Consider the following 26,811-nt stretch of genomic DNA (forward strand, 5'->3'; position numbering starts at 1 on the left):
CGTGAACGACGGCGTGCCTGGATGCCATCCGACAAAGGCTCATCCGTGCATCGACGCACCATGCGCCTCGCCGACAAGCCGCTATTCGCGATCACAGTGTTGTGCGCGGTTGGATTCCTGCCGCACGCGGCCTATGCATGCGCCACATGCGGCTGCACGCTGAGCACCGATGCCGCCACGGGTTATTCGACAGCATCAGGATGGCGTCTGAATATCGATTACACCTTCATCGATCAGAATCAACTTCGGCACGGCAGCGGCAAGGCCAACCCCGAACAGGTTGTCAATCAGCCGTCCGATCCTTCGCTCGGCGGCGGCGAAATCGAGCGTGGCACGATCAACCGTTACATCAATGTCTCGGCAACGTATCGCTTCAATGCCGACTGGGGCGTCACGTTTCTGCTGCCTTATGTGATTCGCGATCACTCCACCTACGGCACGCAGCTGGCTCCGTATTCGTCCAGCGAAACCGCGCCCAACCAGATCAGCGATTCGCACGTATCGGGGTTCGGCGACGGCAAGATCATCGCCAGCTATCAGGGCTTTCTGCCCACGCACAATCTCGGCGTGCAATTCGGCGTCAAGCTACCCACCGGCAACTACGGCGGCCAGGACATCGACGGCAATCTGGTCGGTCATCCGGTGACGTTCAAAACAGGCCCCAATCTGGGGCAGTCGCTGGATACCAGCCTTCAGGCCGGCACCGGCAGCACGGACTTGATTATTGGCGGCTACTACTTCCAGCCGGTGAGCCAGAATTTCGATGCGTTCGTGAACGGCCAGTTTCAGGCCGCTGTCAAAGAGAACCTGGATCAACCTGGCGCGGATTTCCGTCCCGGCAACACCACCACCGTCAGCATCGGCCTGCGTTACGAAGCGCATGCCAACTGGGTGCCGCAATTGCAGATCAACTGGCTGCACAAGATGGCCGACCAGGGATTTCTGTCCGATCACCCGGATACGGAAGGCACGGTCGCGTATCTCAGCCCTGGCATCAGCGGCAGCCTGAGCAAGAATCTTCAGATGTATGCCTTTGTGCAGGTGCCGATCTATAGCCACTTGCAGGGATATCAGCTTTTCCCCGGATGGACGGGAACCGTGGGTGTCAGCATGAAGCTCTGATGGACTGAAGTGGTTTTCGACAAGGCGTTGCCGCACACAGGCGGCAACGCTCCGAAAAACAATGTTGGAACTGAAAAAATGTTTGAACGCATGAACCGTTACGTACGATGCATGACAGCCGCGATGATGCTGATGGTTGCCGCGCTGCCGCTGCACGCCAACGACCTGTCGGTGGGAAAACCTGCCCCACCGATAACGCTCAACACGCTCGATGGAAAACACATCGCGCTGGGCGATCTGCGCGGAAAAGTGGTGATCCTGACCTTCTGGGCAACGTGGTGCGGCCCCTGCCAGCAGGAGCTGCCACTGCTATCCCAGTACGCGCGCGAGCATGCGAAAGATGGCCTGATCGTGCTGGGCTTCAGCCTCGACGAGCCGGACGACATGAAGCAGGTTCGCGCGGTGGCCGACCGTTTGAGTTTCCCCGTGGGCTTGCTGGGTGACCCGCGCGTACCCGGCTATGGACGCATCTGGCATCTGCCCGTGAGCTTCACCATCGATCGCAACGGATTGCTCGTTGACGACGGCTGGAAAGACGAAGATCCATCGTGGACGCAGGCGCGGCTCGAGAACATCGTGACGCCGTTGCTACGATCATCGAATTGATCGTCGCGTCGTCGCTAGTTTTGTCCAGAAAAAAATGGGGATAGATTTGGAGCGACATGCCGCATGCTTTTTTGCTCGTCATCCCGGCGCAGGCCGGGATCCAGTGAAATACGCGTGCGCAGCACACTGAATAGCTTTTTAGTTGTTGAGTGCTTCGCACCCATATTCAAACTGGATCCCGGCCTCCGCCGGGATGACGAGCAAAAACGTGAGGAAACCTCAGGCTCTGCCCCCTTTTCGTGATCCCATTTTCGAGACCGCGCCTGTATCAGTGATCATGCATATCCGCAGGCGTTCCGTCGGACCAATTGGGGACCGCGACCAGGAACACCAGAATCGGCGGTAGCTCTTTCATTTTGGGTTGTTCGCCCGGAGAGTAGAACCAATAGGGGCTGGACATGATCGGCGAGTTCTCTGCGCCTGAACCCCAATCCTTACTGTCTTTGACGCGGGTGTAGAACATGACATGGGGCATGTTGTGGCCCCCTTGGTCGGTGAGATACGACGATTTCGACATCATGAAATCCATCGCACCGCTTTCGAGGTCCGGCAGTTGTTTATTTTGGTATGCGGCCTTGAGTGCCGACACCGTCTCCGCCTTGGAGCGACCGGCCATCACCATCTTGGCGCGTAGCTCAATGATGGGCACTATCGAACGTGCAGCCTGGGGGTTCAGGCAATCGGCAGCTCTCACCTTCGGGTTCCAGAATTCGTCCCAGTCGAATGCCGCAGCCCAGCTCCGGCCCACAAAGCAGACGAAACCGTTCTTTCCTTGGACCGCCGTCTCATAGCCATGCCGTCCCAGCACCAGAATCGTCGCATCGCGAGAAATGGATTCCGGCGCCGCACTTCGCGCCAGAGCAATTTCAGCGTCCCGGTCCGCCATGAGGTATTGATCGGTCGGCGCCATCTTCGGATAGGGTTGCGCGGCATCTTGTGCCATCGCCTGAAGTGCCGTGCCGAGCCCGACAAGTAGTGCGACGCTCGTGATTACCGTTGCGCCAATCTTGTTCTTGCGCATAGTGCTCTCCTCACCATCGGTCATTTCACCCAGAAACGTATCGTGCGCCCGACCCTCTGCGCCGCACCCGTTCGCTGCTGCCGTACTGCTCAGTTCTCCGCAGGAGCGGGCATGAAGAAAATCTCCCGCACCTCGACCACGCTCTGGAACGCCTTGGCGCCTTTGCGCATCCACGCCAGCACTTCATCCAGATTTTCAGTTTCCAGTATCGAAAGACCGCCCACGTATTCCTTGGCCTCGATGTACGGACCGTCAGTGACGACCACCTCACCATTGGGCTGCGACCGCATGGTCACTGCCTTCGGACTCAGGCCACACGCAAACTTCCTGACACCCGCAGCGACCATCTCCCTGTTGAGCGCGTGGATGGCTTCGATGGTCTCTTCGGTGACGAGCGACGGGTCGAAGTTTTCGGGAATGTAGGTAGAGATCAGATATTGCGGCATGGTCGTTCCCCAATAGAGTCATCAGCCGGGCCGGTTGCCCATCTTGACTATAGCGACGAACGACCAAACCGGAATTCGACAGGTTGCCCAGAAAATTTTGACTGCTTTCACACTGCAAAAAAGGGGCCAGCGCACTTTTCTATTTCCCTTTCCATGGAAAAGTGCTTCGACCCTTTTCCCAGCCTAAATCGGCTTCAAATCATCCGGAAACTGGGAGGCAGAGTCCCAATCTCTCTTGTCCACGGCTCGCATGCTGCGGCGCCACGCCCTGTTTAGATGCGCATATACGTGGCCAAGATCGATTCGTAAATTGCTTTCGTCATAGGCCGCATCTCCCTCGATTTCCTTAATGAGGTTGGCAAGATGTTCCTTGGCGTCTTCAAGTTCATACATGAACTCGGACCACTCCACCGGTTGAAGATTTCGGTCAATCATCTGTCGCCTTGATCGCTGAGGGCTTTGAATGACAAGGTCCGCTCCGGGTCGATAGCGGACCTTCAACGCCAGGGTTAAGCGGCACGGGGGCATCCGCTTTGAATGAATGGTTGAGTGCCATTTGCACTCGCTCCCATGATGCTACCGGACCCGCGCTTTTGCGAAATAGCGGGTGGCACATTGGCCGCTTGTGCGGATGCTCATCGACGACGACAACTTCGATGACAAAGATCATCTGTTCGAAGCGCCGGACTCGCACCCGAGCATCGAAATTCGCCTGTTCAATTGCGTAGACGACGCATGCATAAGTCAATGCGTGGCGTCATCCGGCTCTTTCAGCAGCCTGTCGCATTTCACTCAATGTCGAGTACCCCCATGGATTCAGGGCCTGGACCCGCCATGTTCGTTTTGGATCAAAGTGTGCGCCAGGACAAATTGTAAGGCCCATGAAAGCAGGAAGATTGCGTGACGCAGATCAAGTTTGTGCACCTTCGGCCGATTCGGTAGCTTTACGGTCCGCGCGATTCGTTAGCCTAGGCGTCCGATGGAAAACCCTCATCACACCCCGTCTGCCAGAACCTTGAGGCGCCTTGCGGGCTCGCAAGGGACGCAGTTGTTTTCTGCCAATGAACTGAGCGAATGGGCCGCCGAGGCGGGTCCCGCGTCGCATGGACGCGCCAGCAAGCGCGAACCGGTGCTGCAGGGAACGAATGCCGGGCTCGAAGGCCATCGCTTTTCCCTGCGCGCCGGCCGGCAAACGATCGGCCGCCGCGCCGACAACGACATCGTGGTGAACGAGCCGAGCGTGTCGTCGGCGCATGCATGGATCATCAACCAGCAAGGCCACTACGTGGTGATGAACACACTTTCCACGAATGGCACGTTCGTCAACGACCAAAACATCCACGAGGCCACCATCAAGCATGGCGACCGCGTTCGCTTTGGCCAGGTGGAATTCGTGTTCCTGACGCGCGAGACTCGCAAACGCAGGCGCACCGGCGTCATCGTGCTGACGAGTCTGCTGGTATTGGCAGGCCTGTCCGCGCTGTCCTGGTGGATGCTTTCCTGACACGATGAGCGACTACGACATTCCGCGCAGCATCGGCCGCTATCGCATCGACGGCATCCTGGGTGCAGGGGCGATGGCGGTGGTCTATGCCGGTTTCGATCCCGACATCGACCGGCCCGTGGCCATCAAATGCCTTCATCGAGACACGGCCTCCGATCCCGACGCCGATCGCCGGCTGCTGCTCGAGGCGCGTGCGTCGGGGCAGCTGGTGCACCCCAACATCGTCACCATCTTCGACACCGGGGAAACCGACGACGGTCGCCCCTATATCGCCATGGAGCGATTGTCGGGCGAAACGCTGGCCAGCCGCGTCGCGCGCGAGGGGCTGCCATCGCTGCTGACGGCGATCGAGCTGGCATCGCAGGTTGCCTCGGCGCTGGATCATGCTCACCGGCAAGGCATCATCCATCACGATGTGAAGCCCGAAAACATCATGCTCGCGGAGTACGCCAAGCTCAGCGACTTCGGCATCGCCGAGCGGCGTGCGCGTCACGGTGGACTCGCCGGCGGCAACCAGATCGGCGGCACACCCGCGTACATGGCGCTCGAACGTTTGCGCGGCGAACCGGCCGATGCGCGCAGCGATTTGTTTTCGCTGGGCGTGGTCCTCTACTGGCTGATCACCGGCAAATTGCCGTGGCCGGACATGCCGGACATAAAGCAGCTGATCCGCGAACGGCATCGCCACCCGCGACCCGCTGTCACGCCGCTCGATCCTGCGGCCCCCGCGATCCTGACGGACGTGGTCGGCACCTTGTTGGACCCCCGCGCGGATGCGCGTTATCAATCCGGCGCGGAAGTCATCAACGATCTGCGCCTGGCGCGCCGCGAATACGAGCAAGCGAACGAAACGCCCATCGCCGCCCGCATCATTTCGTTGCGCATGCGTTGGATCGGAACCCTTGGCGCCATCCTGTGCCTCGTGCTGCTCATGGGCCTGGCCGGGATCTACGCCAAGCAGAACATTGCGGTGAACGGCCTCGCCACCGACTTCGGCAGCTCGCTGAGCCGCATGGTCGCGAGCGAATCGGCGGAAAACCTGCTGCTGGGTGACAACGCCGCCACGCGCGCGCTGGTGCAAGACGTCGCGCGCAATCAGCAGATCCACTACCTTGCCATCGCCAATCGTCAGGGCCAGGTCGTGGCCAGCACGCAGGCATCGGACATGGGCCAGCCGCTCGCCGATGCCGGCCCCTCCCAGCCCTTGGCTTCCGCCCCTGACGTCAAGCGATATCTCGGCCATCCGGCCGGCCTGGACGACATGATGGTGTTCGACGTACCCATCCATTACCAGGACAAGTCGGTGGGCGAACTGCGTCTTGGCGTGAGCGACGCGCCGCTGGTCGCCGCGCAGCGAACCACGCTGGGCGTCATCATCGCGGTGCTGCTGGTTACGCTGTTGGCGTTGGTGGGCGCGGCCTACTGGCTGTTCCGCCAACCGTTGGCGTTGATGGCGATGCTCGGCGATGCGCTTAGGCGCGTGGCGCGGGGCGAATACCAGCATCGCATCCGCCTCGCGCGTCGCGATGAACTTGGACAACTCTTCGCCTCGTTCAACTTGATGACGAGCGCACTGGAATCACGCCACGCTGTCGATACATCGCCACGGCAAGGCCCGCCGGCTCAATCCGCCGAGCAGCCTACGGTGATCGTATCGCTGCCGACAGACTCCATCGGCAAGCGACAGCGCTTGCGCCTCAAATCTGATTGAGGCGGCGTTGCAGTTCGATGGCGCGTGCGCGGTAGATCACCGCAGGCTCGTAGCTCGGATCAACAGCCAGGATGCGATCCCATAGCGCGATCGCCTGATCGAGCTTCTGATCGCGATAAAGCACCACGGCGCGCTCGTGATACGACGACAGCAATTGAGCGCGCAATGCAGGATCGCCGGCCGGCTTCACATGCGGATCGACCGTCAACGCCTCATCGAGACGCGTCAGAGCCTGATCCTTTTTCCCCTGTTGGAGCAGGGCCGTGCTCTCCGCCTGCAATCGTTGCGCTTTCATCGCGGGCGATTCGTCGGATGGCGAGGCATCCTGCGACGTTGCGGGCGTGACGACGATGGTGGGGGTCTCCTTGGCGTTGCCATGGGTCGATGTGCTGTTCGATGCCGCGCCGCGCGAGGCCATCCTAGGCAGGCGAACCACTTCGCCTACACGAAGCGTGGATGGGTTCGTCGAACCGTTGTAACGCGCCAACGCGAGAAACTGATTGGAATCGCCCAGATAGCGCGCGGCCAGCGTGCTGTAACTATCGCCCGGCTGCACGACATAGCTGCGCGACGCCGAGCCAAGCATCGCCTTCGGATCCGCGGTGAGCTGTCGCAGCATGTTCTGCGCGGCGCGGTCGTTCGGATACTTGGCCAGGTATGTACGCAAGTGTTGCTCGCCTTCGACATAGCGGCCTTGCAACAGATACGTGTTGGTGATGGCGCTCAGGCTCAGCGGCTGGTCGCTATCCGGCGCAGGCGAAGCCTGTACGTCGGCCCCTGCTGGCTTCGGGCTGAAGGCGTTGCTCACCTTGGATTTAAGCGCCCCCACCTGGCTGCAGCCGGCCATGCCAAGCACGGCGATGAGGCACAGAGCGTGTGTCGCGCATCGCGCAACAGTTAGTTTGGAACGAATCGCAGCGATCAAACTCATACCTCGTCATACGTGTTGACCGGCGACTTGCTTCGCCGCCGGATCGGAAATATCGCCTGCCACAGGGCGGGCCAAAAACCGCCGCCAAGTCGTCGCCGCCCACTGCCGACCTGTGGGCGCGCAAAGATCAACGAGACATTGTCGCCACTTATGCCGCCGCGCTCCACCGCCAGATGGATGGCTTCGTGCAAAGCTTCATGCTGGTCGCGGCGTTGCGCGAAACGGCCAAGCTCATCGTCCTGCAGCTGCGTCCACACGCCATCGCTGCACAACACGAATGCATGGCCTCGGCGCAAATCGCCACTGCCGTGATCGACCACCGGCTCATCGGGTCCGCCCAAACCACGCAACAGCTGCTGCTGATCGGCGTGCGTCGCGAGTTCGCACTCGGAGATCTCGCCTCGCCGATACTTGAGCTGCGCCAAGCTGTGGTCCTCCGTGCGCCCCATCAATCGGCGCCCATTAAAACGATACAACCGGCTATCCCCGACGTGAGCCCAGGCGACGCGGCTATCCTTTACCAACAAGGCGACCACGGTGGAGTGCGTTGCACCGCTGGCCAGGCGCACCTGACGACGACGAAGCTCGGCGTGGGCTGCCTGACACAATGACTCCAGGAACAACGAGGTCGGCTGGCGACGCCATTCACCTCGTTCCCATAGCCGGTGCGCGACGTCGATCACACCCTGGGAAGCCAGCTCGCCCGCACCGTCGCCGCCCATGCCATCGGCCAGCACCAGAAGGTAGGTATGCGTCGCCGGATCGTAGAGACAAGCCAGATCATCCTGCTGCGTATCGCGGCCACCTCGCGCCCGGCCAGCGGCCACGCTGGGAAGCGCATGGAATTCGATCGAGTTGTCCACCCGCCCCCTCCCTTAGAGACCGATCCTCGGCTCCGACAATTTAGCTGGATGAGCACTATTGTGTAATGTCCACTTTGGGTCGAAAGCGGACCTCATGTCTATTCGCAAAAAACTGAATCACTGGAATTGCCACTCATTACATATCGATCAGAACCAACACTGTGAATGCTCAGAAAAAAATCAGAACCACAAAGCACAAAACAGCACATACCCCCGACAGGCAAATTCCGCACCAAAAGAGAACAGGATCCTCAGATCTCTTGGCCATTGAATAGAGGATTGAAGCATTTCCAGTTCTGAGCCCTCTGATCAAATTGAGCAAAAGGAACGCGCCGGCCAAAAGTAAGAAAAAATCTTCCTTCACAGTTTGGCTACTGTAATTTCGATTAATCATACTGTTCGCAAAGGTGAACACCCAGACCTTCATAACCATCCCCCGTGGCTAACCGCAATGTCAGCTATGGATCGAAACAGACTAAGAGGCCAAAGAGAAATCAACTAAAGCTCCCTAGCCACTTCCAGCCTTTTTACGCACTAAACATAAAACAGCTAAGGGCATACCAATCCGTCTTGCAACTCGTCGAAGACAGCTTTGCTCAAAACTCAGCAGGAAGCTCTCGCTAATACGCCTGGTTCGTGGGTTGCTGATCTTCCGTCAGGTGAATTACCGAAGGATAAACACGAGACAATTGTGGATAGTCGCTCGCGACAGTAGGGAGCCAGACTTTGGACTGATCCTCAATACGCAACTTATAAGTCGGCAAGCCATCCGGTCTATTGACCCTGGTAAAAGTGAGCAATAGATCACCGACGTAGTTGATTTTCCCTGCCTCGATGGTAAAGGGCATGCGATACGACGTCGCAGATCCTGCGTAAAGGCCCAAATCTATAGTGGCCCAGTTGTACTCTCCCGCCGGAAGCGCAATCACTATTAGGTTGCTCCGTTTACGCGGATAGAGAGTCGTCGGGATCGAACTACCATCGAGCTTGTCGACTTTGATACTGAGAGCATCGTATTTGAAGGAGGAGGTTTCCGAAAATATCGAGACATGGGCAACCATGATGCCAGTCCCCGGAGGAAGCATGGCAGTGTCTTTCAATATTGAATTTGTCGAGCAGCCGGCGATCAACATGATCAACAGCAAGAACCACACCCTGCCTAATGACATATTCCAATCTCCAATAGATGTGTTCGATTAGGTCCGCTATAGGCCGAAAGCGGACCTTAACTAAAGCACTAAAACGCTCGACTGCACGCTCCAGAAATCTTGACCTCATCCACAGCTACCGGAAGCCTCGCGCTACCTTTTCTATATCGTCCCTATTTTTGAGGGGCATCCGAGGGCGGAGACAAGTACTCCCCCAAGGGTTTGTCGCCGGATCTACTTCGGATATCTCGTCTAAAGTGCCTCCGGAAAAATAAGCACCGTACTCCGCCAATTCCACGGGGCGCGCTTTGAAACGTCCCCATATCCTCACGTAAGTGTGGTTCAGCGAGAAGAGCTGTTGCTTCAACTTAAAATTCTTCGGGAGCGCAACGACTAAGCCATTCGAGACGTCTGAATTCATAAAAGAATCCGGATTGAGAAACAAGATCGGCACTTTCGCATATACAAAATAGCCCGTGACCATGACTAATTTGTTGTCGAATTCCTCGCGCCTAGCCATCAAAACCGACATGGATGGCATGCACGTGACTTCGCCGAGTCCGCCTATGTAGTGGCAATAAGGATTGGGGTTGTCGCCTGAGATAGATGGCTCGATGGAATTTGCAGCCAAGAGCGGAGCGACGATCACTAACACCCACTTTTTCATATCAGCCCTTATTGCCTCTATATCGGGTGATGTCGCTTCCAGTCTGGCACTTGACGCCGAAGACGGAGAGGAGCCCATCTCATTGCTTTGGGTCGGAAGCAGACACCAAAAAGCTACCGGATAAGCTGATCTCTCCATCCGATAAGCAACTCAACCACTTTCCTGTCGTGCTCGTGATTAGCCCCCACGCCGATCTGCTCGGTGCTCAGCCAATGAAGGTATTCGGCCACATCCTTCCCATCGGTGGTGCCTTTAAGTCGCAGGAACACCTGCGGGACATAGCTTTCGTACTCATCCCTCGCCTGAGGAACATGGGCGACTCCAACTGGATCCCATACGTAGTGAAGGACTTCGTCGATCCTGCGTAGAAGCTCGTTGTCTTGTGGCGAGAGATTCACTGGGTCATTTCCGGAGGAATTTTTGTTTGGTCCGCCTTGGGTGGGAAGCGGACACTCCAAGAATGTCCGCGCAATCATCTCGTCAACAATGTTGCCTTGGACTACCAGCGACCATACGGTTCTAGCGTACATAAAGGAAATGGAGGCGATCCCTTCTTGTTCGATGGCTACGGGTGCCGCTTCGGGTTCCACGCTTTGTGCACGAACTCAATACGGTTTCCATCGAAGTCGGCGACGTTAGCTGCGTAGTAGCCTCGGGCAAAGTAGGTACGATCTGCTGGTTTACCTTCGTCGGTGCCACCGGCTTTGATTGCGGCCGCGTAGGCGGCGTCGACCAATTCATTGGTATCGCAGACGATTCCGATGTAGAGCCCGGTCTCGCCAGGCTTGCGTTGCCGTAGCCAGACGCTTGATCCGACCGCCTTCCCGCTGAGATACGCATCATCAGCAATGCCGTAAAGATCCGGGACGCCCTCGGGACCTGAAGCAGCGTCGTAGTTGCCGAACAGGCGCCAGCCGAGCGGCTTCAGGGCTTCAGAGTAGAACGCCAGCGACTTGTCGATGTCGGTGACGGAGATGTAGACGTGGTCGATCATTTTTCCCTTTTCTTGTTGCTTCAAAGCCAATGCGGAAAAGGTCCGCTTCGGGTCGAAAGCGGACATTACGACAGCTCGACGGGGAACTCCAATCCGATGAGCATGGTCAAGTCTCGGACGCGCCAAGTGGGCGCATATAGGGAGTGGAGCCATGAAGGTACAAGCGTGCATCGCACTGGCCATTGTCGCAGTGATGTCTATCGGCAATTCTTCGATGGCAGCATCGCCGACAATGCCGCCTGTGCAAGGCGACGAGGTTTCAGCGCTACATGCGCTGTGGGGTCGCTATCAAAAAGCCGTTGCGAGTAAAGATGCGGCAGCGATGCTGGATATGTACGTGAGTGGAGATGCACCCGTCATGGGGGCATTCGCTCCCAAGTCCTATGCGGTTGTAACGGCCGCCAACAAACAGCCGGTGCCGCGCACCCTGCTGAGCACCGCAAAGGAAGACGTGGCGGGTGAGGTCAAACTACCGCCAGACGAGATTGAAAATCTGGACATTCATACCGACGGAGAGGTCGGGTCAGTCTCGTTCGACTATAAAGCCAAGGTAGGCCACGGACGGATCATCTGGACAACCGTCCATACAAACGAAGGATGGAAGATAGCTTCCGTCGTCTATTCAATAAATGTTCCCGCTGCGGACAGCGAAGGCACGTCGGGCTAGAGAGCCCGCTCACTCATGTGGCCACCCATGTTTTGCGATAGACAATCGTCAACAAATCATTGGGGATAGATTTGGAGCGGCATGCCACATGCTTTTTTGCTCGTCATCCCGGCGCAGGCCGGGATCCAGTTTGAATACCGGTGCGAAGCACTCAACAGCTAAAAAGCTATTCAGTGTGCTGCGCACGCGTATTTCACTGGATCCCGGCCTGCGCCGGGATGACGAACAAAACGTGGAGAAACCTCAGGAGCAGCACACTTTTTCTATATCCGTTCCATAGAAAAGTGCCCCGCCCCTTCTTCACCACACTTACTTGCCTTGGATCAGCAGCTCCAGTGGCATGAGCGGACTGACTAGCATCAGCTCGTAGGTCATCAGGTTTGCCGCCACCAGCGGCAGCGTCGCCAGCTTCGCCTTGGCTTCTTCAACCGACTTGGCGTTCATCAGAAAGATGGGGCCGGCGTTCTCACGAAACCAGAACTGCTCGATGTCGCCGTCGAGATAATGTTTGAGCGTGGCCGGAACTTCACTCGGCAGGTATTGCTTGATTTGTTCGGGCGTAAGGGGAGATTTCACAGAAGCGATAGCCATGACTTTCATGGAGGTTCCTCGTTTGATGTGCATTGCGATGTGCAACGAGGAGCAATCTAGTCTTCGGCCTGCCAAAGCGGTATCGTCGTAAATGACAACTTTAGGGTCATTTACGCCATGCGCATTTCCATACTTGCCCTGGACGGCCTATTCGATACGGGCCTTACCGTCACCTTGGACGCCTTCGGGATTGCCAACAATTTTGCGGCCCGGCAAATGAGTGGCCCGCCTCCTTTCGAAGTGTCGATCGTGGGTGTGCGCAAGAGCGTGCGGTCCGGCCATGGATGGCCCATACCCGTCCAAGCCATCACACCGGATTTAAAGCCTGACTGGGTGATCGTCCCGGCGCTCAATACAAGTACGCCGGATCGATTGATCCCGGCGCTTGCGCGACGAGACGTGAACCAGGCCAAGGCGCAACTGCTGACATGGCATGCCGAAGGCGCTCACATCGCCGCATCGTGTATCGGATCGTTTCTTCTGGCGGAAACCGGATTGCTCGATCATCAGGAAGCGACAACGACCTGGTGGCTCGCTCCCCTGTTTCGCCAGCGCTACCCGAATGTCTTGCTGGACGAATCGCGCATGCTCGTGCCGTCCGGCAGGATGGTTACGACGGGCGCGGCGATGGGACATCTCGATCTCGCTCTCTGGCTGGTACGCAGAGCCAGTCCAGAACTCGCAACCATGGTCTCGCGCTACCTGCTTGCCGACATACGCTCCTCGCAGGCTCCCTACATCATCCCCAATCATCTGGCGCAGGCGGATCCTCTCATTCTGCGCTTCGAGCGTTGGGCGCGGGAGCATCTCAAGGAAGGGTTTTCGTTGCAGAAAGCCGCCGATGCATTGACGACAAGCGCACGCACATTGCAGCGCCGCTGCCAAGCCGTGCTTGGCAAATCTCCGCTCGATTACTTTCAGGACCTGCGCGTCGAACGCGCGCGATCGCTGGTACAGGGCAGCAGCCTCGATCTCGAAGCCATCGCAGCCGAGGTGGGTTACGTCGACGGAGCGACGTTGCGAACACTCCTGCGTCAACGCTTAGGGCGCGGAGTGCGAGAACTTCGCGCCGACCTGCGTTGACGGCTCGCACAACCGTGCACGCGTCGCATCGGATTCATTCGTCGCAACTGCAAACAGGCCGCCCCATCGAGCAGGCCAACAAGGCCGGCGATACCGCGCTTGCCTTTGCCGTGCTGTTCGGCAAGTACTTCTGCTCACCATGGCGAGCTGAAAGTTGATCGCTGTGCAAAAGCACGCGAGACATGCTCCGTCACGTGCGGCGTGACTGCTTCTTTTCCACTTTGGGCTTCTCGGGTGCCTGACCCGTATGCGCGGCATCGCGCGCGAAACTGTTCGTCGATTTGAAGTCTTTGGCCTGGTCGACCACAGGCGTGATTTTCTTGCCGGAATAGACCGAGTGGATGATCGCTGCCGATAGAGGGCGTGGCGTGTCGTTCATTCGGATACCTCGATGATCGATAAACTGGCTCTCCACCATACTCCTAAACCGTTGGCCGCGCAGGCCATCATTTCCCATATCAACTTGCGATAACAGTACACAAACTCGGCTCCCTGGCCCGGCATGGTGTATGATCAGTCCGCAAGTATTTGCTTGTTTCTTGCGTTCCGCGTGGCCATTCAGCAGCTACCCGCTTCGCTCCCTCATCTCACGCGTGAAGCACCTCGCTTAGAAGGTGGCACCCTCGGGAGCATCCATGCCGAACCCATCCGCTCCCCGCGCCGACACGACCCAGCCCGCCAGCCCGGCAAGAGCTGGATCAAAGTGCACGAGATGCGATGCGGTGTGCTGTCGCCTCACCGTTGTCCTGCAACCCGAGGACAACATCCCTGCCCACCTCACCGCGCAGCTTCCGAACGGGCTTCAGGTGATGGCCCACGCCGAAGACGGATGGTGCGTCGCCATGGACCGCACCCACATGAACTGCGGCATCTACGCAAATCGACCCTCCGTCTGTCGACGATTCGTGATGGGCGGCGCGTACTGCAACGCCATTCGCTCGGATTACACAAGACAACACCCTCGCAGCATCGCGATCACTCTGAAATAACAGGACTCCCCACTTGGCAAAGACCAACTACACCTTTGAAAAACGCCAGCGCGAACTGGCCAAGAAGAAACAGCAAGACGCAAAGCAGGCCAAGAAGAAAGCGACGCGCGAAGACGTAAAGCCAGGCGATACGGCACGCGATCTACCCGAACGCCGTCCATGAACGCGCCGGAGGCCGCCGCACCGCAGATATGGGTCGATGGCGACGCCTGCCCGGGCGTGATCAAGGACATTCTGTTTCGCGCCGCCGAACGCGCAAGAATCCATGTAACGCTGGTCGCCAATCACACGCTGTCGCGTCCTCCATCGCGTTACATCCGGGCCATCACCGTGAGGGGCGGATTCGACGAGGCCGACAACGAAATCGTCGAACGCATGCACGCCGGCGACCTTGTCGTCACGCAAGACATCCCTCTCGCCGCACGCGTCATCGAAAAAGATGGCGTGGCCATCAATCCGCGCGGCGAGCGCTACACACCTGAGAACATGGCCGAGCGATTGTCGATGCGCAATTTCATGGAAGAATTGCGCGGAGCCGGCGTTCGCACGGGCGGCCCGTCCGCCTTTCACCAGCGCGATCGGCAGGCGTTTGCCAATCAGCTCGACCGCTGGCTGGCGCAACACGCCAAGCACACCGCACAACCGAGCGCGTGATCGAAACTTCGCGCATGGCATCTCCGGTGCAGATGCGCAGCAGGCGTTGAAAACACGCCACCCATTACACCGCCCCCTCCCCTGCGTGCAGCAGGGGAGGGTTGGGGTGGGGTGAAGCCTTCATGCGAAGCAAGAGCGTTACCCCCTCCCAACCTCCCCCTACTTCGCAGGGGGAGGAGCACAGTGCCGCGTCTCTCATCATCTTCGACCTGTGTTGACGTATTCGTTTTGTTAGCGGCTCTTAATGACGCAATCATGCGATCATGCCGCGCATGACCGCCTTCAACACCCTTCCCCTCAAACCCGCTTTGCTCGCCAGCGTCGAAACGCTCGGCTATAGCGAGATGACGCCCGTCCAGGCGCAAAGCCTTCCCGCCATGCTGGAAGGACGCGACGTGATCGCCCAGGCACAGACCGGCAGCGGCAAGACCGCGGCATTCGGGCTGAGCCTGCTGCAATCGCTGAACGCGGAAACCATTCGCCTGCAGGCGCTGGTGCTGTGCCCGACGCGCGAGCTGGCCGATCAGGTGAGCAAGGCCATTCGCAAGCTCGCCGCGAACATCCCCAACGTCAAACTGCTCACCTTGTGCGGCGGCATGCCCTTGGGGCCGCAACTGGCCTCGCTGACGCACGATCCGCATATCGTGGTCGGCACGCCCGGTCGCGTACAAGAACACCTCAAGCGCGGCAGCCTGCATGGCGGCGGCATCAAGGTGCTGGTGCTGGATGAAGCCGACCGCATGCTGGACATGGGTTTCAGCGAAGCCATCGACGACATCGTCGGACGCATCGCCAAGCACCATCAGACACTGCTGTTTTCGGCCACCTATCCGGACGATATCCGCGAAGTCAGCAAGCGCGTGCAACGCAACCCGGTCGAGATCATCGTGGAAGCGCCGGTCGAGACGAAGCCCGCGATCGAGCAGCAATTCATCGACGTCGATCCCGCCCGCAAACTCGACGCTCTGGCCCAGCTGCTTACCGGCGAAGGCGGCCAGCACGCGCTGGTGTTCTGCAATATGCGCCGCGACGTGGACGCCGTGGCGGAAGAATTGGATCGCCGCGGCTTCTCCGCGCTGGCCTTGCATGGCGACATGGAACAACGCGATCGCGACGAAGTGCTGGTGCAGTTTGCAAACCGCAGTTGCGCCGTGCTGGTGGCAACCGATGTCGCGGCACGCGGACTCGACATCACCGCACTGCCGCTGGTGATCAGCTACGACGTCGCGCACGATCCCGACACGCATGTCCATCGCATCGGCCGCACCGGACGCGCCGGGCAAACAGGGCTTGCGATAGCACTGTGCACACCGCGCGAAAAGCCCAAGGCCGCGAACATCGAAGAAGCACTCGGCAGGCCGCTGCCGTGGCACCCGCTGAAGGTTGCGCAGCCACGCGGCAAAACGCTGCATCTGGCGCCGATGAAAACGCTGGTGATCGATGCCGGCCGCCAGGACAAACTTCGCCCCGGCGACATCCTCGGCGCACTGACCGGCGATGCCGGCCTCAAGGCGGACGACGTCGGCAAGATCGACGTTTTCGCCACGCGCGCCTATGTGGCCGTCAACCGGTCACTCGCCAACAAGGCGCTGGAGCGTCTGCGTGCAGGCAAGATCAAAGGGCGCAATTTTCGAGTCCGTGCGCTGCACTGACGCGCACTGCGGCGCCTCCATCCAAGGGGAACAACACGTATGTGTCCATTCGAGACCGAGCGGCTTCGCGTCGACTACTTCACGCTTGACGATGCGAACTTCATTCTCGAACTGTTGAACGAGCCGGATTTCATCCAGAACATCGCCGACAAAGGCGTGCGCGATGTCGCTGGCGCAGAGGCCTATCTCCGCGACGGACCGCTGGCGAGCTACGCCAAACACGGCCATGGCTTGTACAAGGTCACGCTGAAACACAGCGGCGAACCGATCGGCATGTGCGGCTTGATTCGCCGCGATGTGCTCGAAGACCCCGACCTGGGCTACGCCTTCCTGAAACGACACCATGGTCAGGGTTACGCCAGCGAATCCTGCGCCGCCGTGCTCGATCGCGGCCGCCGTCAATGGAACATAGGCCGCATCGTGGCGATTACCGCGCCGCAAAACACGGGTTCGATTCGCGTGCTTGAGAAATTGGGGTTTCGCTATGAATCGGAGCGCAGGTTGTTCGAGGACAGGCCGAGCAGTTACTTCATCTGCGATCCTTGAAGCGACCTCGCGTGCGTGAAAAGAGATGCGTCAACCGGTCCCAATCGGCGATCCTCATGCTCGATCTTCGGCACCCCCTTTCTAACGAAAAGCCAACACCGAGCGTGACTCTCGCCATTAGGCTAGCCTCGCCGCTTCGTCTTACGATTTAGCCGAATTCGCACTGATACAGGGAGAGCAAAGCCATGAAAACGCGTTTGGTGGGAACGACGTTGCCCGTGCTTGAAGTGGGCCTGGAGCAAGGCGACAGAATTGTTTCAGAGCCCGGCCGGTTTTCCTGGATGACACGCAGCATCGTGCTCCAGACGACAGCGCAAACGGCCGGCGCGAAAGGCTTTCTCGGTGTCGTGGGACGCGCCCTTTCGGGCGGTGGCCTGTTCATGAATGAATACGAGACTTCCGGCTCGCCCGGCATGGTCGCCTTCGCGGCGAAAGTGCCCGGATCGATCGTCGAAGTACAGGTGAACTCCGGCCAGACCTACTTCATCCATCGCCACGGTTTTCTCTGCGGCACGGAAGGCGTGGATCTCAGCATCGGTTTCCAGCGCTCGCTCGGCGCCGGCATCTTCGGCGGCGACGGCTTCATCCTGCAAAAACTGGCCGGCACCGCTCGCGCCTGGGTGGAACTCGGCGGCGAAATCGTCACCTACACCCTCGCTCCCGGCGAAACGCTGCAAGTGCATCCCGGCCACGTCGGCATGTTCGAAGGCACCGTCAACTTCGACATCACCCTGTTGCCCGGCTTGAAGAACAAAATCTTCGGCGGCGACGGCATCTTCATCGCCAACCTCACCGGCCCCGGCCAGGTATGGCTGCAGACCCTCACCATGCCGAACCTGGCGCACGCCCTGTCTCCCTACATGGGTCGCGAGGGCGGATCGACCTCGTCTGTCGTGAGCGGTATCGGCGGCGATTCGGCTGGTATTGGTGGGGCTATTGCCGGAGGCGTGATCGGGTCGGTGCTTGGGAGTATTTTCAACAAGGACGACTAAGCGCCTGAATCGAGCTATGGGCCAGCGAGTGCTAGTCTTTGAAGAAACAGAATCACTCGCTGAACGGACAAGTTATGGTTTACCGCACATCTGGCCAAACTCAAAAGTCCACGATAAACCTCGCTAAATGCGAGGTTTTTTGTGCGACAAAGTCCATCAAAATCCAATTGATTCCAACAAAAAGCGGACAGGATTCTGTTTAAGTGCGCCGGTTAAATCGCCGGTCGATTACCTAGGTATTGCTCGCCGACTCACGGTTGGCATTCTTTATTTGATCCAGTGAGAGACTCCTGGCACCTTGGCTGATCTGTAAAATCGCTTGCTCAAGAGCCCCCTACCTTTTTACTGCTGCCCCTCTAATGGCCATCAAAAAATCCGAGCTTTATTCGTCCCTTTGGGCCTCCTGCGATCTGCTGCGCGGCGGCATGGACGCCAGCCAATACAAGGACTATGTGCTGGTGTTGCTCTTCATCAAGTACATCAGCGACAAGTATGCCGGGCAAAAGTACGCCCCCATCACCATCCCTGCGGGTGCAAGCTTCCGCGATTTAGTAGCACTGAAGGGCAAGCCGGACATCGGTGATCTGATCAACAAGAAGATCACGGGACCGCTGGCAGCGGCCAACAAGCTGGCGGACATGCCGGATTTCAACGACACGAATAAGCTCGGCAGTGGCCCGGAAATGGTCAAACGCCTGTCCGACCTGGTCGCCGTCTTCGAAAACCCCGCCCTAGACTTTTCGAAGAACCGCGCCGATGGTGATGACATCCTCGGTGATGCCTACGAATATCTGATGCGCCACTTCGCCACCGAGAGTGGCAAGAGCAAGGGTCAGTTCTATACCCCTGCCGAAGTCAGCCGCATCATAGCTGCGGTCATTGGTATCGGAAACACCAAGACCAGCCATGACACAACGGTGTATGACCCTACCTGTGGCTCTGGCTCGCTGCTGCTGAAGGTAGGCGACATGGCCCATACCAAAGTTACCTTGTACGGGCAGGAAAAAGATTCCGCCACCAGCGGTTTGGCGCGCATGAATATGATCCTGCACGACAACCCCACCGCGCTGATTGCTCAAGGCAACACACTGACCGATCCGAAGTTCCTGGATGGCGCCGCGCTTAAAACCTTCGACTTCGTGGTGGCCAATCCTCCGTTCTCCGACAAGCGCTGGAGCACCGGCCTCGATCCACTGCACGATCCCTACGCACGCTTCGACACTTTCGGTGCACCACCCGCCAAGCAAGGCGATTACGCCTATCTGCTGCACATTATCCGTTCGCTCAAGAGCAAGGGCAAAGGCGCCTGCATTCTGCCGCACGGCGTGCTGTTCCGTGGCAATGCCGAAGCGGAAATCCGTAAGAACCTCATTCGCCACGGTTACATCAAGGGCATCATCGGCTTGCCAGCCAACCTGTTCTACGGCACCGGCATCCCGGCCTGCATTATTGTCATCGACAAGGAAAACGCGCGTACCCGTGAAGGCATCTTCATGGTCGATGCCAGCCAGGGCTTCATCAAGGATGGCCCCAAGAATCGCCTGCGCGAACAAGACATCCACCGCATCGTGGACGTGTTCAATAGGCAGGACGAAAGTGATCCTCGTTATGCTTGCATGGCGAGCCCAGCCGAGATCGAAAAGAATGACTACAACCTCAACCTGTCACGCTATATCGAAAGCAGCGCGACCGAGGACACCCAAGATATCGAAGGTCACCTCAGGGGCGGCATCCCCTTCGCCGACGTAAAAGCGATGGCTGACTATTGGGCCGTTTGCCCGGCACTGAAGCAGGCGTTATTTAAATCACTGCGTACTGGCTATGTCGAACTGGCCGTGGACAAGGCCGCCATCAAAACTACCATCTATCAGCATCCGCAATTCGCTGGCTTTATCAAGGATATGGATGCGTACTTCGCCAAGTGGCGCAAGCAAGTCACGAAAAACTTTAAGGCGCTGGAACCTGGCTTCCATCCCAAGCAGTTAATCGTGGACATCGCCGATGGCCTACTGAAGTACTACGAAGACAAGCCACTGATCCACGCTTACGACGTGTACCAGCATCTGATGGATTACTGGGCGGAAACCATGCAGGACGATGCATATTTGGTGGCGGCCGATGGCTGGGTGGCCAAGCCGTACCGCATCATTGAGAAGGACAAGAAAGGAAAGGAGAAGGACAAAGGCTGGACCTGCGATCTACTCCCCAAGCCGCTGATTGTGGCGCGCCACTTTGCCAAGCAACAGGCTACCCTCGATGCCAAGCTGACTGAATTGGAAGCAATAAGCAACCAGATCGCCGAGTTAGAAGAGGATCAAAGTGGTGAAGACCTGGCCCTCTCTGGCTTCGACAAGATCACTGTCGCAGCGGTGAAAGAGCGCATCAGGGAAGTCGAAAACGATCCTGAAAGTGTAGACGAACTGGCTGTGCTTAGAGCCTGGTCTAGGCTCAACGGTTTGGAGAGTCAGCTTAAGAAAAAGGTCAAGGATCTGGATGCTGAATTGGATAAGTTGGCATATAACCGCTACGCCAAACTCAGCGTCGATGACATTAAGACGCTGGTAATCGAGGACAAGTGGCTCGCAAGAATAGCTACTGACCTGCAGTCCGAGCTCGATCGCGTCAGCCAGAACTTGACTCGCCGTATTGGCGAACTAGTCGAACGCTATGCCACCCCCTTGCCGACATTGACCGCACGGATGGCCGAGCTACAGGCTAAGGTCGATGCGCATCTGGCGAAGATGGAGGCGGCGTGAAACTGAAGTCACGTTACAAGCAGACTGAAGTAGGTGCTATTCCAAACGACTGGGATGTAAAACTATTGCCCGATGTCTGTCGTTTTCGAAGTGGAAAAGCTCATGAACAATATATCTCCGAATCAGGAGAATATGTTTGCGTAAACTCTAAATTCATTTCAACGGATGGACAAGTCCGCAAATATTCTTCCGTTAATTTCTGCCCCGCCTATCAAGACGACATCTTGATGGTAATGAGTGACTTGCCTAATGGAAGGGCTCTTGCAAAGGCCTATCTCGTCAAGGAGGGTCAAAAATATGCTGTGAATCAGCGCGTATGCGCTCTTACTCCGTTGCGCGGGAATATTGCCGGCTATCTCTACTACACGCTTAACAGGAATCCTTATTTTCTAAAATTTGATGATGGGGTTAGTCAAACACACTTATTGAACCCCGTCTTCAAAAAGTGTCCAGTTGCAATTCCTCAGTCACCTGACGAACAGTCCGCCATCGCCGGCGCCTTGAGTGATATGGATGCGTTGCTATCCAGCCTGGACGCCCTTATTGCCAAGAAGCGCGACCTCAAGCACGCCTCCATGCAGCAACTACTCACCGGCGAGACTCGCCTGCCGGGATTTAGTAGCGAGTGGGAGATGAAGCGCCTCGACCAGCTCGCCAGCATTCGCAGCGGTGGGACCCCAAGTACAAGCATAGGACGATTCTGGGATGGTGATATTCCGTGGTGCACACCAACCGACATCACCCAATTGAACGGCGGCAAGTACTTGTCAAAAACAAGCCGTACAATTACGCGGGAAGGACTATTGAACAGCTCCGCTGAACTAATTCCTACAAACTCAGTCGTGATGACCTCTCGTGCCACTATCGGCGAATGTGCAATTAACTCAATACCGATTTCGACCAATCAGGGTTTCAAGAACTTCGTTCCATATGCTTCCACGAATGTAGAATTTCTTTACTACCTTCTGCAAACGCAGAAGCAAGGATTCATACGACTTTGCGCAGGCAGCACATTCCTCGAAATCAGCAAAACTCAGTTGGCAGCCCACGAAGTTCCCTTGCCCTCCTCGAAGAAAGAGCAAGCCGCCATTGCTAAAGCTCTTTCCGACATGGACGCTGAACTCGCCACACTTGAAGCGCGCCGCGATAAAACCCACGCACTCAAGCAAGGCATGATGCAGGAATTGCTAACCGGCAAAACCCGATTAGTTTGAGAGTGGACATCGCGACCATGCCCAAGCGAAAGTCCCCCTCTTCACTAACCAGCGAAATCGCTTCGCTGGAAGCTGATAAGGCGGCCAGAACATCACAGAAGATTCGTGCCTTGCTTCAACAGCAACCGAAAATGATTTTGACCGAGGTCGCACAGGCCATTAGATGCTCCTTGCGTAAGGTGGACCACGCCTCCGCCAAACTTCAGCAAGAAAACAAGTTGCGCTATCGCGGCCCAAAGAAATGCGGCAATGGGCAGTGACATGACAATCACAGGGGATTGAGTACATGAGCAACATTGGTAAGGCGGAGCGGATCACACAGAACCGTGTCATCCAGCTATTCAAGGATCAGTTGCACTACGCCTATCTGGGCGACTGGACGGATCGTCACAACAGTAATATCGAAGACGGTTATCTTACGGCCCACCTTACGGAAGCCGGTTACCGCCCTGCACAAATCAGTCAGGCTATCCACCAGCTAAGGACCGAAGCCGACCACCCCCAGCGCGACCTGTACACCAATAATCAGGCCGCATATCAGCTTCTTCGCTACGGCATTTCCGTGAAAGTGGAAGGTGACAAGCGGAACCAGACGATCTGGCTCATCAACTGGAAAGAGCCGCTTAAAAACCACTTTGCCATCGCCGAGGAAGTAACGCTGCGTGGTGGCCACGAGCGCCGCCCCGATATTGTGTTGTACGTCAACGGCATTGCCATCGGTGTGCTGGAGTTGAAGAGCAGCCGGGTCAGCATTGGCGACGGCATCCGCCAGAATCTTTCCAATCAGCAACCGGCGTTCAACGAGTGGTTTTTTAGCACCGTGCAATTCGTGTTCGCTGGCAATGATACCCAAGGGTTGCAATATGGCACCGTAGGCACGGAGGAGAAGTTCTTCCTCTCATGGAAGGAGGACGAAGCCGACAACGACGGCTACAAGCTGGACAAATACCTGCTGAAGATGTGCGAGAAGTCGCGGCTTATCGAGCTAATGCACGACTTCATCCTGTTCGATGGTGGCAAGAAGAAGCTTCCCCGCGTCCATCAGTATTTTGGTATCAAGGCTGCGCAGGCACATGTGCGCGAGCGCCAGGGCGGCATCATCTGGCACACCCAGGGCACAGGTAAAAGCATCCTGATGGTATTGCTAGCCAAGTGGATTCTAGAAAATAACTCCGCCGCGCGCGTAGCTATCATCACCGACCGCGATGAACTAGACAAACAGATCAAGCGGGTGTTCGAAAGCGCCGGAGAGCCCATTTACCGTACTAGCAGCGGGCGCGACCTAATGGGCCAGTTGGCCCTGCCCGCACCCCGCCTGCTTTGCTCGTTAGTGCACAAGTTCGGGGCCGGCAAAGGCTTGAGCGATGGCGATTTCGATGCCTTTATCAAAGAGTTTGGAACTCAGCCTAGCGAGGCTGTCGGTGACTTGTTCGTGTTCGTGGACGAATGCCATCGCACTCAAGGCGGCAGGCTAAATCGGGTGATGAAGGCGATGATGCCGAATGCGGTGTTCATCGGCTTTACTGGTACGCCACTACTAAAGAAGGATGCTGCCACCAGTCTTGAAGTATTTGGCAGCTACATCCACACCTATAAGTTTAGCGAGGCGGTGGAGGATAAGGTCGTCCTTGACTTGGTTTATGAGGCACGTGACATCGACCAGAAGCTTGGCTCACAGGACAAGATCGATCAGTGGTTTGAAGCCAAAACCCGTGCATTGAACGACTGGCAAAAGAACGAGCTGAAAAAGCAATGGGGCACGATGCAGAACGTGCTCAGTTCGCGCTCACGCATGGATCGTGTGGTTGCTGACATCATCTTCGACTTCGAGACGAAGCCCCGCCTGTCCAATGGATGTGGCAACGCAATGCTCGTAGCCTCCAGCATCTACGAGGCATGTAAGTATTTCGATCTCTTTCAGAAGACACCTTTCAAGGGCAAGTGCGCGATCGTCACCTCGTACAACCCACTGGCCAAAGATGTAACGCTTGAGGAAACCGGAGCCAACTCCGAAACCGACAAGCAGTTCATCTACAACACCTACACCGAGCTGCTAAAGGGCGTGCAAACCAAGCCAAGCATGTCTAAAACCGAGGTATACGAAGAACAAGCCAAGGCCAGGTTCATCAAGGAACCGGCCAACATGAAGCTGCTGATCGTTGTGGACAAGTTGCTGACCGGGTTCGATGCGCCAGCCTGCACTTATCTCTACATTGACAAATCCATGCAGGACCACGGACTGTTCCAGGCTATCTGCCGTACGAACCGGCTGGATAGCGACGATAAAGACTTCGGCTACATCGTCGATTACAAGGACTTGTTCAGGAAGGTGGAAAAGGCCGTCGCGGTGTATTCCTCCGAGCTTGATCACAGTGCTGGCGGTGTCGCACCAGAAGTCATGCTTGAGAGCCGAGTTAAAAGAGGTAAGGAACGGCTCGGTGCCGCGCTGGAAGCCCTAGCTCTGTTAGTGGAAAAGGTGGAGCCTCCCAAAGGGGAGCTGCAGTACATCCATTACTTCTGCGGCAATACCGAGATCGCTGAGGACTTAAGGGCACACGAACCACAGCGATTTGCCTTCTACACTGGCGTCGTGAGCCTGTTGCGCGCCTATGGCGCTATAGCTGACGAAATGGACGAGGCTGGTTATGACCCGACTCAAAAGGAAGCGATTCGGCGCAAGCTCGACGAGTACGTAAAGCTGCGCGAGACGATTCGCCTGGCCAGCAATGAGACGCTGGACCTCAAGCCCTTCGAGGCTGACATGCGCCATCTGATCGACACCTACATTGAGGCCAGTGAACCCCGCAAGATTTCCGATTTCGACGATATCGGCCTGCTGGACTTAATCGTGAAGGCGGGCATTGCTCAGGCTATTGCGGAAAAGCTCGGTCAAATCAAGGATCGGGAAGCCGTGGCGGAAATCATCGAAAACAATGTCCGCAGCAAGATCGTCAAAGACCACCTGACCGATCCAGCCTACTTCGCCAAAATGTCCGCGCTGCTGGATGAGATCATCAAGAAGCGCAAAGAGAAGGCTATCGACTATGAGGAATACCTCAAGCAGATAGCTGCGATTGGGAAGATGGTGCAAAGCGGCAAGGCCGACGACACCCCGATCGCATTGGACACTGCCGGCAAGCGCGCGCTTTACAACCACCTTAAGGATAAGGTACGCGGAGTTGCGGAGCCACCCGCGATCTATGGCCAGCCTGTAGACGAGATGCTAGAGCTAGCTTTGCGAATCGACCAGACCGTTAAGCGCGTTCGTCCGGATGGTTGGCGCGGACACACCCCGAAGGAAAACACAATCAAACACGCGCTTTTGGAAATTCTTGGGGACGAAGCCGAAGTAGAACGCTTGTTCTCCATCGTCAATGCGCACTCGGAGTATTGAGCGTGCAGCTGCATAGCCAGCTCGAATTGGGTGAGCTGCATGTAGATGTAGTTAGAAAGGACATCAAGCATGTCCACTTGAGCGTGTATCCACCTGATGGCCAAGTGCGTATCTCTGCACCGCTGGACATGGCGCTAGAAACTATACGCATTTATGCAATTACTAAGCTGGACTGGATCAAGCGTCAGCAAAGCAAGCTTCGCTCACAGGAGCGGGAAACCGTTCGCGAATATCTGGAGCGTGAAAGTCACTACGTTTGGGGCAAGCGATATCTGTTACACGTGGCGACAACTGACGCCGCACCCACGGTGAAACTGAAACACTCAAAGCTGGAGTTGCATCTGCGCCCTGGCAGTGGCACGGACAAACGTCGTGAGCTACTCGAGGCATGGTATCGGGAACAGCTCAAAGCCACTGTGCCAACCTTGCTGGCACGCTGGGAGCAAACGCTTGGCGTGAAGGCCCGACGCGTTATTGTCCAGCGCATGAAAACAAAGTGGGGGAGCTGCAACCCGACTAGTGGCCTAATCCGCCTCAACACCGATCTGGCCCGCAAACCGCCTGTTTGCCTCGAATATATCGTCGTGCATGAGTTGGTACACCTACTGGAGCCGACCCACAATGCTCGTTTCCAGTCGCTGATGGATACTGCCATGCCGCATTGGCGGCACGTCAAGCGGGAGTTGAACCAGCTACCCGTGCAGCATGATGATTGGGACTATTGATCCGCGTCGCCAACAGTAGTGCGTATCCCACATGAAGGCCGCACTAAATCGTCCCAACCGACTAAGCGCCATTGTAGTTAGTCAATGATTTGGTCGAAAAGATAAAGTAATTTTGCCCCGCTTATTCAAAAAGCATTGTGCCGCTGTTCCTGATTCCCTTTTCCTTTTCTGGCGCACAATCAATGCGCGTTCGCGCAACCCGATCGTGTTGCATCCTGCGCAACAATTTCCAACACATCAGCCATCTGAAAACTTAGGTCGGCGAAGAGCTGTCCGATCAAGCTGCGACGGATGAAAAGCATGGTGTCGTGATCGCCGTTCGTGGTGGCAGTGCCGGCAAGCTGTGCCATCAGAAGTAACTTGTCGCGAATCATGCACAGATCGTCGTAGTGATCTTGGGACAGCTCGTAGCTTCCCGTGTTGAACAGGTTGTGATGGGGGTGATTCATGGGCCTAGTCCATTACCGTAGGTCGCGCCACGTATTGCGCGTGGCGCGAAGGGCTACAGGAAAAATCCTGCACGTAGTGGTGGAAC

Annotated in this window: 30 protein-coding genes; 18 read left to right on the forward strand and 12 right to left on the reverse strand. The window is 57.1% G+C overall.

Features of this window, described 5'->3' with window-relative positions; all coding sequences use genetic code 11:
• Positions 1-21: 21 nt before the first annotated feature.
• Entirely contained in the window at positions 22-1,122 is a 1,101-nt protein-coding gene (locus DWU99_RS10590; RefSeq protein WP_199535764.1) for a transporter, read from the forward strand.
• A 90-nt stretch (positions 1,123-1,212) separates the two neighbouring features.
• Positions 1,213-1,728: a peroxiredoxin family protein gene (locus DWU99_RS10595; RefSeq protein WP_199535765.1), complete on the forward strand. Its 516-nt coding sequence runs from the start codon at positions 1,213-1,215 to the stop codon at positions 1,726-1,728.
• 268 nt (positions 1,729-1,996) lie between these two features.
• Here DWU99_RS10595 and DWU99_RS10600 read toward each other — a convergent pair whose 3' ends face one another.
• The 3 genes from DWU99_RS10600 to DWU99_RS10610 all read right to left on the reverse strand — a co-directional run bounded on the left by DWU99_RS10600 (position 1,997) and on the right by DWU99_RS10610 (position 3,588).
• Positions 1,997-2,749: a hypothetical protein gene (locus tag DWU99_RS10600; protein ID WP_115477987.1), complete on the reverse strand. Its 753-nt coding sequence runs from the start codon at positions 2,747-2,749 to the stop codon at positions 1,997-1,999.
• An 89-nt stretch (positions 2,750-2,838) separates the two neighbouring features.
• On the reverse strand, positions 2,839-3,195 hold the full coding sequence (locus DWU99_RS10605) for a YciI family protein (protein WP_115477988.1): 357 nt from the start codon (positions 3,193-3,195) through the stop codon (positions 2,839-2,841).
• A 183-nt stretch (positions 3,196-3,378) separates the two neighbouring features.
• Positions 3,379-3,588 (reverse strand): hypothetical protein, encoded by a 210-nt coding sequence (locus DWU99_RS10610; RefSeq protein WP_147292908.1) that lies wholly within the window; start codon positions 3,586-3,588, stop codon positions 3,379-3,381.
• 655 nt (positions 3,589-4,243) lie between these two features.
• Here DWU99_RS10610 and DWU99_RS10620 point away from each other — a divergent pair.
• A complete protein-coding gene (locus DWU99_RS10620; protein ID WP_233511042.1) occupies positions 4,244-4,699 on the forward strand; it encodes an FHA domain-containing protein in 456 nt (151 codons plus the stop codon).
• Between the two features lie 4 nt (positions 4,700-4,703).
• A complete protein-coding gene (locus DWU99_RS10625; protein WP_115477992.1) occupies positions 4,704-6,410 on the forward strand; it encodes a protein kinase domain-containing protein in 1,707 nt (568 codons plus the stop codon).
• Here the strand turns inward: DWU99_RS10625 and DWU99_RS10630 are convergent.
• The 6 genes from DWU99_RS10630 to DWU99_RS10660 form a co-directional block, all read right to left on the reverse strand.
• Positions 6,397-7,341 (reverse strand): LysM peptidoglycan-binding domain-containing protein, encoded by a 945-nt coding sequence (locus DWU99_RS10630; RefSeq protein WP_115477993.1) that lies wholly within the window; start codon positions 7,339-7,341, stop codon positions 6,397-6,399. The genes DWU99_RS10625 and DWU99_RS10630 overlap by 14 nt on opposite strands.
• Entirely contained in the window at positions 7,338-8,204 is an 867-nt protein-coding gene (locus tag DWU99_RS10635) for a PP2C family protein-serine/threonine phosphatase (protein ID WP_115477994.1), read from the reverse strand. Before DWU99_RS10635 ends, DWU99_RS10630 begins: the two co-directional genes overlap by 4 nt.
• A gap of 620 nt (positions 8,205-8,824) precedes the next feature.
• On the reverse strand, positions 8,825-9,349 hold the full coding sequence (locus DWU99_RS10645; protein ID WP_158543263.1) for a hypothetical protein: 525 nt from the start codon (positions 9,347-9,349) through the stop codon (positions 8,825-8,827).
• A 139-nt stretch (positions 9,350-9,488) separates the two neighbouring features.
• Positions 9,489-10,019 carry a hypothetical protein gene (locus tag DWU99_RS10650; protein ID WP_115477997.1) on the reverse strand — a complete coding sequence of 177 codons (531 nt, stop codon included), beginning with the start codon at positions 10,017-10,019 and terminating at the stop codon, positions 9,489-9,491.
• A gap of 113 nt (positions 10,020-10,132) precedes the next feature.
• On the reverse strand, positions 10,133-10,609 hold the full coding sequence (locus tag DWU99_RS10655) for a hypothetical protein (protein WP_115477998.1): 477 nt from the start codon (positions 10,607-10,609) through the stop codon (positions 10,133-10,135).
• Positions 10,585-11,079, reverse strand: a complete 495-nt coding sequence (locus DWU99_RS10660) for a VOC family protein (RefSeq protein ID WP_158543264.1) — start codon at positions 11,077-11,079, stop codon at positions 10,585-10,587. The genes DWU99_RS10655 and DWU99_RS10660 overlap by 25 nt, the downstream gene beginning before the upstream one ends.
• An 85-nt stretch (positions 11,080-11,164) precedes the next feature.
• On the opposite strand from DWU99_RS10660, the gene DWU99_RS10665 reads away from it, so the two are divergent.
• On the forward strand, positions 11,165-11,680 hold the full coding sequence (locus DWU99_RS10665; protein ID WP_147292909.1) for a hypothetical protein: 516 nt from the start codon (positions 11,165-11,167) through the stop codon (positions 11,678-11,680).
• 309 nt (positions 11,681-11,989) lie between these two features.
• Here the strand turns inward: DWU99_RS10665 and DWU99_RS10670 are convergent, their stop codons facing one another.
• A complete protein-coding gene (locus DWU99_RS10670; RefSeq protein WP_115478001.1) occupies positions 11,990-12,280 on the reverse strand; it encodes a hypothetical protein in 291 nt (96 codons plus the stop codon).
• Between the two features lie 108 nt (positions 12,281-12,388).
• On the opposite strand from DWU99_RS10670, the gene DWU99_RS10675 reads away from it, so the two are divergent.
• Both DWU99_RS10675 and DWU99_RS20990 read left to right on the forward strand, forming a co-directional pair.
• The gene (locus DWU99_RS10675) at positions 12,389-13,354 is read left to right on the forward strand and encodes a GlxA family transcriptional regulator (protein WP_115478002.1); all 966 of its coding nucleotides are present in this window, start codon (positions 12,389-12,391) and stop codon (positions 13,352-13,354) included.
• Positions 13,355-13,368: 14 nt separating this feature from the next.
• Positions 13,369-13,512, forward strand: a complete 144-nt coding sequence (locus DWU99_RS20990; protein WP_158543265.1) for a hypothetical protein — start codon at positions 13,369-13,371, stop codon at positions 13,510-13,512.
• A 32-nt stretch (positions 13,513-13,544) separates the two neighbouring features.
• On the opposite strand, the gene DWU99_RS10680 is transcribed toward DWU99_RS20990, so the two are convergent.
• On the reverse strand, positions 13,545-13,733 hold the full coding sequence (locus DWU99_RS10680) for a hypothetical protein (RefSeq protein WP_115478003.1): 189 nt from the start codon (positions 13,731-13,733) through the stop codon (positions 13,545-13,547).
• A gap of 256 nt (positions 13,734-13,989) precedes the next feature.
• On the opposite strand from DWU99_RS10680, the gene DWU99_RS10685 reads away from it, so the two are divergent.
• The 11 genes from DWU99_RS10685 (at position 13,990) to DWU99_RS10730 (ending at position 26,276) form a co-directional block, all read left to right on the forward strand.
• On the forward strand, positions 13,990-14,343 hold the full coding sequence (locus tag DWU99_RS10685) for a YkgJ family cysteine cluster protein (protein ID WP_115478004.1): 354 nt from the start codon (positions 13,990-13,992) through the stop codon (positions 14,341-14,343).
• Positions 14,344-14,356: 13 nt separating this feature from the next.
• Entirely contained in the window at positions 14,357-14,506 is a 150-nt protein-coding gene (locus tag DWU99_RS21110) for a hypothetical protein (protein WP_199535766.1), read from the forward strand.
• The gene (locus DWU99_RS10690) at positions 14,503-14,997 is read left to right on the forward strand and encodes a YaiI/YqxD family protein (RefSeq protein WP_115478005.1); all 495 of its coding nucleotides are present in this window, start codon (positions 14,503-14,505) and stop codon (positions 14,995-14,997) included. Before DWU99_RS21110 ends, DWU99_RS10690 begins: the two co-directional genes overlap by 4 nt.
• A gap of 272 nt (positions 14,998-15,269) precedes the next feature.
• Complete coding sequence (dbpA, locus tag DWU99_RS10695) at positions 15,270-16,649, forward strand: ATP-dependent RNA helicase DbpA (protein ID WP_115478192.1); 1,380 nt, start codon at positions 15,270-15,272, stop codon at positions 16,647-16,649.
• 39 nt (positions 16,650-16,688) lie between these two features.
• Complete coding sequence (locus tag DWU99_RS10700; protein WP_115478006.1) at positions 16,689-17,195, forward strand: GNAT family N-acetyltransferase; 507 nt, start codon at positions 16,689-16,691, stop codon at positions 17,193-17,195.
• Between the two features lie 185 nt (positions 17,196-17,380).
• Positions 17,381-18,187, forward strand: coding sequence for an AIM24 family protein (locus DWU99_RS10705; RefSeq protein ID WP_115478007.1), 807 nt, complete (start codon positions 17,381-17,383; stop codon positions 18,185-18,187).
• Between the two features lie 359 nt (positions 18,188-18,546).
• A complete protein-coding gene (locus DWU99_RS10710) occupies positions 18,547-20,943 on the forward strand; it encodes a type I restriction-modification system subunit M (protein ID WP_115478008.1) in 2,397 nt (798 codons plus the stop codon).
• On the forward strand, positions 20,940-22,157 hold the full coding sequence (locus DWU99_RS10715; protein WP_115478009.1) for a restriction endonuclease subunit S: 1,218 nt from the start codon (positions 20,940-20,942) through the stop codon (positions 22,155-22,157). Before DWU99_RS10710 ends, DWU99_RS10715 begins: the two co-directional genes overlap by 4 nt.
• A gap of 17 nt (positions 22,158-22,174) precedes the next feature.
• Positions 22,175-22,417, forward strand: coding sequence for a hypothetical protein (locus DWU99_RS10720; RefSeq protein WP_147292910.1), 243 nt, complete (start codon positions 22,175-22,177; stop codon positions 22,415-22,417).
• Between the two features lie 26 nt (positions 22,418-22,443).
• Complete coding sequence (locus DWU99_RS10725; RefSeq protein ID WP_115478011.1) at positions 22,444-25,551, forward strand: type I restriction endonuclease subunit R; 3,108 nt, start codon at positions 22,444-22,446, stop codon at positions 25,549-25,551.
• Between the two features lie 2 nt (positions 25,552-25,553).
• Positions 25,554-26,276, forward strand: coding sequence for a M48 family metallopeptidase (locus DWU99_RS10730; RefSeq protein WP_233511043.1), 723 nt, complete (start codon positions 25,554-25,556; stop codon positions 26,274-26,276).
• Positions 26,277-26,455: 179 nt separating this feature from the next.
• Here DWU99_RS10730 and DWU99_RS10735 read toward each other — a convergent pair whose 3' ends face one another.
• Positions 26,456-26,725 carry an XAC0095 family protein gene (locus tag DWU99_RS10735; RefSeq protein WP_115478012.1) on the reverse strand — a complete coding sequence of 90 codons (270 nt, stop codon included), beginning with the start codon at positions 26,723-26,725 and terminating at the stop codon, positions 26,456-26,458.
• Between the last annotated feature and the right edge of the window lie 86 nt (positions 26,726-26,811).

The organism is Dyella psychrodurans, from assembly GCF_003363265.1.
In the GTDB taxonomy this organism is placed as follows: domain Bacteria; phylum Pseudomonadota; class Gammaproteobacteria; order Xanthomonadales; family Rhodanobacteraceae; genus Dyella_B; species Dyella_B psychrodurans.